We start from the raw sequence: 10,547 nt of genomic DNA, 5'->3' as shown, positions 1-10,547 counted from the left end.
TTTCTGTATGGGTTTGTGCATATTATATAATTGTCGTTCCTTTTTCGACAGACTGTGTGGGCTGCCGCAGCTTGTACTGCGGCAGCCCACCGGGTTTATTTTGTGAAGCGCTGAGAAAATGCTCGGGTCACTTTTTCTTTTCCTCTTTGAGCCGTTCCTTAACAGCGTTAATGATTATCTGCATAGTCTTTATCCTTGCAAATGGCTTGTCATTGGCTTCGATAACATTCCAGGGCGCATATACCGTAGAGGTGCGGCGGAGCATTTCATTGACGGCTTTCTCGTAGCTGTCCCATTTTTCTCTGTTGCGCCAGTCCTCATCGGTTATCTTCCACTGCTTTTCGGGGGTGTTCTGCCGCTCGGTAAAGCGTCTGAGCTGCTCGTCCTTGTCGATCTGCAGCCAGAATTTCACCACTATGGCGCCGCTGTCGGTAAGCTCCTTTTCAAATTCGTTTATCTCAGCGTATGCCTGTTCGCATCTCTCGGGAGAAGTAAAGCCTTCAAGCTTCTCGACCATAACTCTGCCATACCAGGTGCGGTCAAAGATGGCGATATGACCCGTTTTCGGGAGACGGTTCCAGAAACGCCAGAGATAGTGATGGTTAAGCTCGGTCTTGTCGGGAGCGGCAATAGGTACAGCCTCATAGCCTCTCGGGTCAAGAGCAGATGCGATACGCTTTATTGCGCCGCCTTTTCCTGCTGCGTCCCAGCCCTCGAAGGCGATTATCAGAGGAATTTTTGCCTGATAAAGCCTGCTGTGGAGCACTGAAAGCTCCTTCTGACATTTTTTCAGCTGCACAATATACTCGTCTCCGGGAATAGCCTTTCCCTCAAGGGATATATCCGCAAGCTCGGGCATAGGCAGCAGCGGGAAATCCTCCGTCACAGGGAAGCCTTTTCTTTCCCCGCTCAGAGCGGCTGTTATCCTATCCACAATGATGCTGAACATCTGATACCTTGTGAACGCCTTGTCGGCGGCTTCGATAATATGCCAGGGGGCATGGGGAGAATTAGTCTTCACAAGCATATCGTCAAAGCTTTCGTAATATTCATCGTAGTGCTTGTGGCGCTTCTTGTCAAGCTCGGTAACTCTCCATTTCGTCTCATCGTCATCGCGCAGCTTGTTGAAACGGCGCTTCTGCTCGTCCTTGCTGATATGCAGAAACAGCTTGATTATAAGATAGCCATCATCGGTCAGCTGCCGTTCAAAGCAGTTGACGGAATTTATCCTGCGGCTGTATTCTGCGCCTGAAATGTCCTCCTCCATACGGGCGATGGCAAGCTCCCTGTACCAGCTCCTGTCCATAATGGACATTTTGCCGTATTCGGGGATATCCTCCCAGAAGCGTTTCAGCAGGGGGTAGCGCTTTTCATGCTCAGCGGCGGCAAGGGTGGAATGTACCTTGAAAAATCTCGGGTCCAGATACTTTATCATATCCCCGATAAGGCTGCCCTTTCCCGCAGCGCTCCAGCCCTCGAAAATAACGATAACGGGGAGCTTTTTATCTCTGAGCTGAAGCTGCAGTCCCGAAAGCGTCTGCCTGAGCTGTGAGGTCATTTCCTTGTAATCGAAATGGTCTTGTTTGTTTTTCAGAGCGTTTTCCAGCATATGAGTACCTCCTTTTTTATTCGTGAAATTATACAGAAATTTCCGTAAAGTGCTTTTTATAATTATACAATATTTTTTGGAAATAATCAAGAGAAATTTTAAGATCTTATCAATAAAAAATGCAGTATCAGTCCCGAAAAAAAGAGACAGCCTAAGGGGTGTCCCCTTTGCCGCTTCGTTGGTTAAAATGCGAAGCGAACAAAGTGTGTGGCACGGTACCGATAATTTATTCTTTATCGGTACTTCCCTAAAAGCCGTCTCTTTTTATCCGTATTTATTTTCGGAGATTGTCCAGCTCCGCATTTACGCTTGCCGCCACAGCGGGGTCGGGGAGGAACAGGGAATCGTATCTGAAAAAGGCATAGCCTGCATTGTAGATATCCGTAAGGTCGCGCTGTCTTGCAAGGATATCGGTTGAATTTATCCATTCCGAGCTGCCTGCTCCCGCATATTTGTCCTCGGTACCCGATTTGTATGCGGCAAGACCGATGACAAGCTTCACATCGGGGCTTGTCACAAGCTTATCCCACTTGTCCACCGTTTCCGCATATGGCTGAGCCGCATTGTCAAAGCCGAAATATATCTGTGGACAGATATAGTCGCAGCAGCCCGAGGTGCTGCACCAGGTATAAACGTCCGCATAAAGCTCATTGAAATTATTATCCGTATTGCCCTGGGGAGAAATGCCGAAAAGCGCCTTGGGATTTGCGCCGTGGACAGCTTCGTACATCTTCTTTACCATTTTGGTAACGTTGTCCCTGCGCCAGTCCGCCAGACTCAGAGATGTGCCGCTTGCCGAATATGCGGCGCTGTCAAAGGAGGGGTCGGTGGTGGGATAAAAATAATCGTCTATCTGTATCCCGTCCACGTTATAGGAGGTGACTATCTCGCTTATGCCGTCGCAGATAAGGGAGACCGTTTCGGCGTAGGCGGGGTTCAGGTACCATCTTCCCGAGGAATTGACGATGTATTTTCCGTTTACCGCAGGGTCATTGTACCATTTTCCTATTTTATAGCTTTCGGGATAGCTTTTCATTTGCGTATCGGTCATGAGCCGCATGGGATTTATCCAGGCGTGAATGGAAAGTCCGCGGTCGTGAGCCGATTTAACGGCAATTTCAAGAGGGTCGTAATCTCCCGTGAGCCGGTCTCCCTTGGGGAAGAGGGAGGAGCTGTAATATGCGTCGCCGTAAACTCTCACCTGGAAATAGACGGTATTGCAGCCTAAAGCGGCAATATTGTCAAAGCAGGCATTGAGCGCTTTTGTAAACTGAGCCTCGTCCGCCCCCCGCATAATGCGGTCATATTCAAGATAGGACACCCACACCGCCTTCTGACGGTCGAAGTTCAGGGGGTAATATCCGCTCTGGGGATAGTAGCTTTCCGTTTCGGGCAAAACGCTTTCCGCCGATGTGCTTTCGGTGGGTTCGGGGAGGGTGGGGATGGTTACAACGGTTATTGAGGGAGCGGTGGCGGCGGTAGTCTCGGGGGGAAGGGTGCCCGGGACAAACTCCGTTTCCGAAACGGTCACGGGAGATGTTTGGGTTTCTGTCTCGGTAGGAGCTTCGGTCACGGATCCGGTGGGTGACGGGGGCGTTTCGCTTTCGGTCTCGGAAGAGACTGAGCTGTCAGCCTTGGATATGACTGTTTCCGATGTTGTTGACGCGGTCTCCGAAGCGGTGGTATAGCTTTGCTCCGTAAATGAGGTTATAATTGAGGTCTCCGTTTCGTAAATAAGGTCCGTTTCGCTGTAGCTGTCGGGCAGCTCGTCCGTTACCTGTGTACAGCCGCATATCATGACAGCGGCGGAAATTACTATTGATATTGGTCTCAGTATTTTTTTCATAAAACAAGCGTCCTTTCGGGAATTGCCAATTTGCCTGTATAAATTATACCTCATTTTCCATATCCTTGTCAATGGTATCAGGGGTCGGAAAATAATGTAAATCCGGGATTTATGACGACGGTTGTTTACAAAAAATTTACATATAAATTTGCATACCGCCTTAAAACGCCCTTGACAAAAGGCTTGACCGGTGGTATAATATTATACGTTATCCTCGTCCACACATTTGAAGTGCGGGCGTAATCCAAGAGGAGGTGCTTATAAATGGCAAAAGTAAACGAAACCTATGAAGCAATGGTAGTTTTCAGCCTGAAACAGGGTGAGGACGGCATCAAGGCTCTCACTGAGAAGTTCAAGGGCATGATGGCAGAGGCAGGTACCGTTGAGTCCGTTGACGAGTGGGGCAAGAAGAAGCTTGCTTACGAGATCGACGACCAGACAGAGGGTTACTATGTTCTCTACACCTTCACATCTGCTCCCGATTTCCCCGCTGAGCTTGACCGTGTGCTCAAGATCACTGAGGGCGTTATGCGTTCACTGATTACTGTTAAGTAATCAAATTACTGTTAAGTAATCAAAGCAAGTCTGAATGTTATTGTTTATCCAAAGGAGGCAGTTTTCAAATGCTGAACAAGGTTATTCTTATGGGCAGACTTACTGCCGATCCCGAGCTTCGTCAGACACAGTCGGGAGTGAACTCGTGCAGATTTACCGTAGCTGTTGACAGAAACTTCGTCCCTCAGGGCGGAGAAAGACAGGCTGATTTTATCACCTGCATTGCCTGGAGACAGACAGCGGAATTTGTAAGCAGATATTTTTCCAAGGGAAGAATGATCTGCGTTGAGGGCAATCTCCGTACAGGTTCTTACGATGACAGGAACCACCCCGATGTCAAGCATTACACCACCGATGTTTATGTTGACTCCGTGTATTTTGCCGGAGACAAGCCTCAGAACAACGGACAGGGCGGTAATTATCAGCAGGGCGGCTATAACAATAATTATCAGCAGAACAATTACGGCGGTCAGGGAGGCTATTCGCAGCCTCAGGGACAGCCCGCATATCAGCAGTCTGCTCCCGCTCCTTCGGTCTCTGTAGGAGATCTGAGCGATTTTGAGGAGGTTATCAGCGACAGCGACCTGCCGTTCTGATAAACCTTACAGACTACCATTATTCTAAAATAAGGAGGTTTCATCATGGAAAAGGATAGAGAAAGAGCTCCCCGCGGCGCAAAGAGAACCCGCAAGAAGGTTTGCATGTTCTGCGCTGACAGAGTGGAGAAGATAGATTACAAGGATACCGCAAAGCTCAGAAAATGTATGACAGAGCGTTCCAAGATTCTTCCCAGAAGAGTTACCGGCACCTGCGCATATCACCAGAGAGAGCTTACTGTAGCTATCAAGAGAGCAAGACACATCGCTCTTCTTCCTTACGTTTCCGACTAATAAGAAACGCTTTCTGACCTGATCTTTTCATGGCAGAGATAATTATGTGCTTTAAAGCCGTTTCCAAGCTTTTGGAGACGGCTTTTTTGTTATGCCGCAGAAATTTATGTTGACATTTTTGACTGTTTATGGTATAATTTATTTGGTTAAAGCGAGAATAATTTCCATATGGAGTATACATTTTATGGTGACAATATATTATTCGGTTGCTCTGGCGCTTTCGGTGATCTTTTTTATGATACTCTGGTCTATCGGGCATAGTCAGAACATTTCGTCTCTGCTTATGTCCTTTACCTGCGTAATACTGCATAACGGCGGCTGTCTTGCACTGTCGTTTTCTCAGAACGTTGAGGAGGCTTTGCTTGCAAACAGAGTTATTTACCTTGCTTCGGTCTTTCTTCCGTTTTTTCTTCTCACCACCATTTGTCAGCTGCTGAAGGTCCGTATCGGCGGACGAAAGCTGCTGATGATGACGTTTATCAACATTGCTGTGCTGTGCTGCACCTATACCGCAGGCTATACCGACTGGTATTACAAAGGTGCTTCTATCGACAGGTCGGGGGGCTTTACACGCCTTGTCAAGGAGTACGGTCCGCTTCACTGGGTCTTTCTGACTATGCTGGCGGGATATGTTGCGGCAATGGTCATTATTATGATAGTCGCTCTTTTCAGACAGCAGAGATGTTCATATAAATATGCTTCTGTGCTGCTGGTGTCGGTGATCATTACCTTTGCTTCTTATTTCGGGCAGCGGCTTTTCGGCTCAAAGATCGAGATAACGGTTTATGTTTACCTTATCGTGGAGATAATCGTGCTGCTCATTTTCAGACGCATGGTGATGTACGATGTTTCAAAGATGGTTTCGGACAATCTGGAGCAGTCGGAAAACAGCGGATACATCATTTTCAACAGGAAAAAGCAGTTCATGGGCTGCAACAATGCTGCGAAGCGATTCCTTCCCGAGCTCAAAAGCCTGCTCATAGACCACACCATTCCCGAGGAGAACTCTTATCTTTATGAAAATATCGGTTCAAATCTCAGGGACGAGAGCAGGTATGTTTATTACCTCAAGAGGGATATGAGAGAATTTAAGGTATCTGTCACTCCTGCTTACCGCGATAACAAGACCGAATGGACGGGCTATGTTGTGGAGATAACCGATGATACGGGGCAGAGAGACTATATCCACCTCCTGAACAATTATAACGATGAGCTTTCGAGGTCTGTCAAGGAGCAGACTGCTCATATCCGTCAGATGCAGGACAAGCTTATCCTGGGCATGGCGGATATGGTCGAGGGCAGAGACAGCAGCACGGGAGGTCACATCAAGCGCACAAGCGATGTTATCGGCATTTTTACAGAGGAGCTGAGAAAGGGAGAGAGCGGTCCGGAGCTTTCCGATGAGTTTCTGGACAATGTTGTTAAGGCTGCGCCTATGCATGACCTGGGAAAAATTGCCATTGATGATGAGATACTCAGAAAGCCGGGTAAATTCACTGCCGAGGAATTTGAGATAATGAAAACGCATTCCGCTAAGGGTGCGGAGATAATCAGAAAGATACTTGACGGCGCTGAGTCGGAGGAGTTTGCGGACATTGCAGTGAACATTGCCCATTACCACCACGAAAAATGGAACGGCAGCGGTTATCCCGACCATCTCGCAGGGGAGGATATCCCTGTGGAGGCGAGAATTATGGCGCTGGCGGATGTGTTTGACGCTCTTGTGAGCAAGAGGTGCTACAAGGACGCTATGACCTACAGCAGGGCTTTCGGGATAATCGAGGAGGCGCTGGGAGAGCATTTTGACCCTGTTCTCGGCAGAGAGTTCCTGAAATGCCGACCTATGCTGGAGAGCTATTATGACGAGTCCCTTGCAGGACAGGATAATGTTCGGGCAGGCTGAAAATTTACAATTTATCCATTGACATTACGAAACTAATGTGCTATAATATAAGAGACAATTAAGGCTGTCGAAAAGTTATTTTCGGCAGCCTTAGTTATCATATTTTTTCTATGGAAAGCACACGTATCAGATTGTTTACATCGTCAAGGGGGAGATTGTTGATGTAAATTCGGTCGGTTTTAAGCCTTACGCGCAATACGGTCTCCTTTTCAAAGGTCTCCTCGGGGGAATAGCCCAGCATTTCAAGAGTCTCCTCAAGGTTATCCGCCGCAAACCAGAGAGTGCGCCCGTCGGTGGAGGCTTTGGGAAATGATGCGGCGTCGTCGGGAACGAATGCGGCTTCAAGCTCGTCGGTCAGGTCACTTATGTGAATGGTGAGGGTGCCCTCAAACTCCCTTTCCTGCGTGGAAAATCGGGACTGAAAGGAGCCGTTGTCGTTTGAGAACATAAGGAAGCTGTCCATGGTCCAGCCCGAAAATTCGTCTCCCACTTCGAGGGATACGGCTTCTCCGCTGCCGTCTGCGGCGCGGAAGGTCAGCTCATCCCCATCCTTCAGGGGTATTACCTTGTTGGCAGCTCCGCCCTCAGAGCTGTGCTGCGGCTCGTTATGCTCAACATAATATGTGGATTTGGCGGAATATTTTATTTCAGGCTCCTCCTCGGGAGCTGTTGTCACCGAAGAAGCAGTGGTGGCAGGAGAAAGCAGGGTCTCGCTTTCCTCCTCCGTTTCGCCCTCGTTTTTTGAGCAGCCGCACATTAAAAGCAGGGCAAGGAGTGCCGCTGTGTATTGTATTTTCATATCAAAACCGTCCTTTTATCCGTTATGAAATCTGTAGGTGTAGGCGTTTCCTTTTTTGCCCGTTCTCATGACCACTCCGCCGCGAAAAAGGGCTGAAAGTGCCGTCTGAGCAGTCTCGCGGGAAATGTTTGCCGAATTTGCCAGGTCCTCTGTTGTATGATCCTCCTCAAAAAGGCAGGGGACAAGCTGTTCCCAGTCGCGGGGAGAGTTTATGCATATTTCGCCTGTGAGGGCTGTGGGTATCCTGTCTATGACTGAAAGTCTGCCTCGCCGTCTCTTTTTCCGTCCCACGCTTTCGGGCGGGACACGCAGCTCGTCCGCTTCAAGCAGGGTGATAATAAAGCTGAGATTTTCATGAGTGAGATATTCACAGATGGGGAAAAGGTTCGGGAATATTTCGTATGCCGTTTCCTTTACGGGTGAGGTGCGGCGGCTTTTTACCTCGCCTGTTTCGCCGTCGAGGGTGATTATCCGCTTCTTTGTGAAAACCGGAAAGACCACTGTTACCCTTGAAACAGGCAGGAAGGCATTCAGCTTTTCATTCAGCGAGGAAAAATGACCCGTCTGTATCTCGATTATGCCGTTTTCTCCCACGATATCCGCAATGTATCCGCCAATTTTCTGCTCCTGTGAGTCGTGAAAGGGCTCGTAGTAGTTTTTCAGCACTGCGTGGACGCTCTTTTCGCACTTTGTACCAATTCCCTTAATAAGTCTGCCGCCCGAATTAACGGTGCGGCAGGCTTCATCAAACTTTATTATATCGATCATTTCTCGGAAAAAGGCTCCATAAGAGCAGCATTGATGTCGGGGTATCTCCACTCAAAGGTGTTTCTGTCGAATATGCCGAAGTTTTCGCCACTGCCCACAAAGGCGTTGTTGTCCCACCAGCAGATGGGTATGCCTGCGTTATGTGCGGCATTGGAATAGTATCTTGCACATTCTGCACGGGCTTCGGTGTTCATTCTGTTTCGGCATCCCATTTCGCCGATGATTACGGCAATGCCCTTGTCAAGGTAATAGTCCTTGAGCTTTGCCATGAGCACGTCGATGTCGCGTGTGTCTGCGGCGTTGTCGGCGCTCCATTCCTTTGTTCCCTGGGCATTGTCGGCAAGGGCAAAGGTGTAGGGGAGATATGCGTGAATGGAAACTATGACCTTATCGTCATCGGGAACCACAAAATCATTCAGGACGTTATCGCCCGAGGAAGCGGCGTAGGGCGTTACCATAAGGTGGCGGAGCTTATTGTTGCCGCCGGAATTTCTTACGGTTTCCACGAAAGCTGCCTCCCAGTGGTTGATGACCTCTCTCGCTTCTGCGTTTCCGCCGTTCCACTCGGAGGGGTCGCCCTTGAGACGGGGTTCGTTCAGACCCTCGAATATAAGCTTTTCATTGTAATTCTTGAAATGGTCTGCTATCTGAGTCCAGAGAGCCACAAGTATCTCCTGTGCTGCGGCTTCATTCTCGTATGTGGGCATATGCCAGTCCTCGTGGTGGAGATTGAGGATAACGAACATATCGTTGTCTATGCCGTAGTCGACAACTTCGTTCACTCTTGCGAGCCAGTCGGGGTCGATGGTATAGTCGGGACCTTCGCCGAACTTGCCCTCCCAGGTAACGGGTACTCGGAGGACGTTGAAGCCCTGTGCGGCAACGTTGTCTATCATTGCCTTGGTGGTCACGGGCTGACCCCAGGCGGTCTCCCAGTCGGAAGGAAGCTCTGTTCCCTTGGGATTTTCGATAACGGAATCAAGGGTATTTCCTAAATTCCAGCCCACCTTCATTTCCTTCACAAGCTCGGTGGAGGGGATATCTCTCATAGCGGCAGGCGCTTCGGCTGCGGTGGTTTCCTCAGAGGGAGCGTCGGGATCTTCGGGAGATGTCTGTCCGCAGGCTGACAGGGACATGAGCATTACGGCTGCTGCTACTGCGGCTGCTATTCCTTTTGATATCTTCATTTTCCTTTACGTCCTTTCGGTTTTGCATTCGGGGCAGGGCTCACGCCTGTCCCAGTCTCAGCATTTCGTCAATGCATACCTTTGCTTTTATCCTTGTTTCCTCGGGGAGGATTATTTCCTCGCCGTCCGTTCCCTCGAGACAGTGGAGAACGTCGGTGATGGAGGTTATCTTCATATTATGGCAGAAGCAGTCCTTGGAAAGGGCGTAGAACATCTTGTCGGGACAATCTATGCTCAGGTGCTGGACTATGCTGTTTTCCGTGCCGATGATAAATTCCTTTGCGCTGCTTTTCTTGGCAAAATCCATAATTCCCGTGGTGCTGCCTGCGTAATCAGCCATTGCGGTAACTGCGGGCTGACATTCGGGGTGAAGAAGCACAAGGGCATTGGGGTGAGCCTCCTTTGCCTTCTGCACCTCCTTAACGGTGATGCGGGCGTGGGTGGGGCAGCCGCCGCTTACGAACTTGAACTGCTTCTCGGGTATCTGCTTTGCAACATAATCGCCTAAGTTGCAGTCGGGAATGAAGAGTATTTTGTCTGCGTCCATTTTTCTGATGATATCAACCGCCGAGGAGGAGGTCACGCAGACATCGCAGAGAGTTTTGAGCTCTGCGGTGGTGTTTATGTAGGCAACGGTCTTATAGCCCTTGTACATTTCCTGAAGCTGACGGAGCATATCCACATCAAGCTGCTCTGCCATAGGGCAGCCCGCTTCGGAACGAGGGAGATATACCCGCTTTTCGGGGGAGAGTATCTTGCAGGTCTCCGCCATAAAGCGGACGCCGCACATTATTACGCCGTCGCAGTCTGCTGCTGCCGCCTTCTGCGCAAGACCGAAGGAGTCTCCCGTAAAATCCGCTACCTCGAGAATGTCGTGGGTCTGGTAGCAGTGGGCGAGTATGCAGATGTTTTTTTCTTTTTTAAGCTTTATTATCTTTTCCTGGATATCCTTTATCATAAATTCACAACTCCATATCGGGAACATACTGT

At 49.2% G+C, this 10,547-nt stretch carries 10 protein-coding genes; 4 read left to right on the top strand and 6 right to left on the bottom strand.

What is annotated here, in order from left to right; translation table 11 throughout:
* Positions 1-127: 127 nt before the first annotated feature.
* Positions 128-1,609 carry a polyphosphate:AMP phosphotransferase gene (gene pap / locus ACI4J0_RS07370; protein WP_439765170.1) on the bottom strand — a complete coding sequence of 494 codons (1,482 nt, stop codon included), beginning with the start codon at positions 1,607-1,609 and terminating at the stop codon, positions 128-130.
* Between the two features lie 274 nt (positions 1,610-1,883).
* Positions 1,884-3,455, bottom strand: coding sequence for a glycoside hydrolase family 10 protein (locus tag ACI4J0_RS07365; protein WP_439765169.1), 1,572 nt, complete (start codon positions 3,453-3,455; stop codon positions 1,884-1,886).
* A 264-nt stretch (positions 3,456-3,719) separates the two neighbouring features.
* On the opposite strand from ACI4J0_RS07365, the gene rpsF reads away from it, so the two are divergent.
* From rpsF to ACI4J0_RS07345, 4 genes are all read left to right on the top strand, one after another.
* On the top strand, positions 3,720-4,010 hold the full coding sequence (gene rpsF, locus ACI4J0_RS07360; protein WP_439765168.1) for a 30S ribosomal protein S6: 291 nt from the start codon (positions 3,720-3,722) through the stop codon (positions 4,008-4,010).
* Between the two features lie 68 nt (positions 4,011-4,078).
* Positions 4,079-4,606 (top strand): single-stranded DNA-binding protein, encoded by a 528-nt coding sequence (locus ACI4J0_RS07355; protein ID WP_439765167.1) that lies wholly within the window; start codon positions 4,079-4,081, stop codon positions 4,604-4,606.
* Positions 4,607-4,651: 45 nt separating this feature from the next.
* Complete coding sequence (rpsR, locus tag ACI4J0_RS07350; protein WP_178725378.1) at positions 4,652-4,900, top strand: 30S ribosomal protein S18; 249 nt, start codon at positions 4,652-4,654, stop codon at positions 4,898-4,900.
* Positions 4,901-5,084: 184 nt separating this feature from the next.
* The gene (locus ACI4J0_RS07345) at positions 5,085-6,803 is read left to right on the top strand and encodes an HD domain-containing phosphohydrolase (protein WP_439765166.1); all 1,719 of its coding nucleotides are present in this window, start codon (positions 5,085-5,087) and stop codon (positions 6,801-6,803) included.
* Between the two features lie 97 nt (positions 6,804-6,900).
* Here the strand turns inward: ACI4J0_RS07345 and ACI4J0_RS07340 are convergent, their stop codons facing one another.
* Genes ACI4J0_RS07340 through nadA form a run of 4 tightly spaced genes read right to left on the bottom strand, consistent with a single transcriptional unit; the run spans position 6,901 to position 10,515 of the window.
* Complete coding sequence (locus ACI4J0_RS07340) at positions 6,901-7,602, bottom strand: hypothetical protein (RefSeq protein WP_439765165.1); 702 nt, start codon at positions 7,600-7,602, stop codon at positions 6,901-6,903.
* 15 nt (positions 7,603-7,617) lie between these two features.
* Positions 7,618-8,370 (bottom strand): hypothetical protein, encoded by a 753-nt coding sequence (locus tag ACI4J0_RS07335; protein ID WP_439765164.1) that lies wholly within the window; start codon positions 8,368-8,370, stop codon positions 7,618-7,620.
* A complete protein-coding gene (locus tag ACI4J0_RS07330) occupies positions 8,367-9,557 on the bottom strand; it encodes a glycoside hydrolase family 5 protein (protein ID WP_439765163.1) in 1,191 nt (396 codons plus the stop codon). Before ACI4J0_RS07330 ends, ACI4J0_RS07335 begins: the two co-directional genes overlap by 4 nt.
* A 40-nt stretch (positions 9,558-9,597) precedes the next feature.
* The gene (nadA, locus tag ACI4J0_RS07325; protein WP_439765162.1) at positions 9,598-10,515 is read right to left on the bottom strand and encodes a quinolinate synthase NadA; all 918 of its coding nucleotides are present in this window, start codon (positions 10,513-10,515) and stop codon (positions 9,598-9,600) included.
* Positions 10,516-10,547 lie beyond the last annotated feature (32 nt).

It is taken from the genome of Huintestinicola sp., from assembly GCF_051882455.1.
Classification (GTDB): Bacteria; Bacillota; Clostridia; order Oscillospirales; family Ruminococcaceae; genus Huintestinicola.
This window is presented reverse-complemented; position numbering and strand designations above follow the sequence as displayed.

What these genes read in the sequence shown, in the direction of transcription:
- pap (WP_439765170.1), bottom strand. Translation starts at nt 1,609, where the DNA reads ATGCTGGAAAACGCTCTGAAAAACAAACAAGACCATTTCGATTACAAG.
- ACI4J0_RS07365 (WP_439765169.1), bottom strand. Translation starts at nt 3,455, where the DNA reads ATGAAAAAAATACTGAGACCAATATCAATAGTAATTTCCGCCGCTGTC.
- rpsF (WP_439765168.1), top strand. Translation starts at nt 3,720, where the DNA reads ATGGCAAAAGTAAACGAAACCTATGAAGCAATGGTAGTTTTCAGCCTG.
- ACI4J0_RS07355 (WP_439765167.1), top strand. Translation starts at nt 4,079, where the DNA reads ATGCTGAACAAGGTTATTCTTATGGGCAGACTTACTGCCGATCCCGAG.
- rpsR (WP_178725378.1), top strand. Translation starts at nt 4,652, where the DNA reads ATGGAAAAGGATAGAGAAAGAGCTCCCCGCGGCGCAAAGAGAACCCGC.
- ACI4J0_RS07345 (WP_439765166.1), top strand. Translation starts at nt 5,085, where the DNA reads ATGGTGACAATATATTATTCGGTTGCTCTGGCGCTTTCGGTGATCTTT.
- ACI4J0_RS07340 (WP_439765165.1), bottom strand. Translation starts at nt 7,602, where the DNA reads ATGAAAATACAATACACAGCGGCACTCCTTGCCCTGCTTTTAATGTGC.
- ACI4J0_RS07335 (WP_439765164.1), bottom strand. Translation starts at nt 8,370, where the DNA reads ATGATCGATATAATAAAGTTTGATGAAGCCTGCCGCACCGTTAATTCG.
- ACI4J0_RS07330 (WP_439765163.1), bottom strand. Translation starts at nt 9,557, where the DNA reads ATGAAGATATCAAAAGGAATAGCAGCCGCAGTAGCAGCAGCCGTAATG.
- nadA (WP_439765162.1), bottom strand. Translation starts at nt 10,515, where the DNA reads ATGATAAAGGATATCCAGGAAAAGATAATAAAGCTTAAAAAAGAAAAA.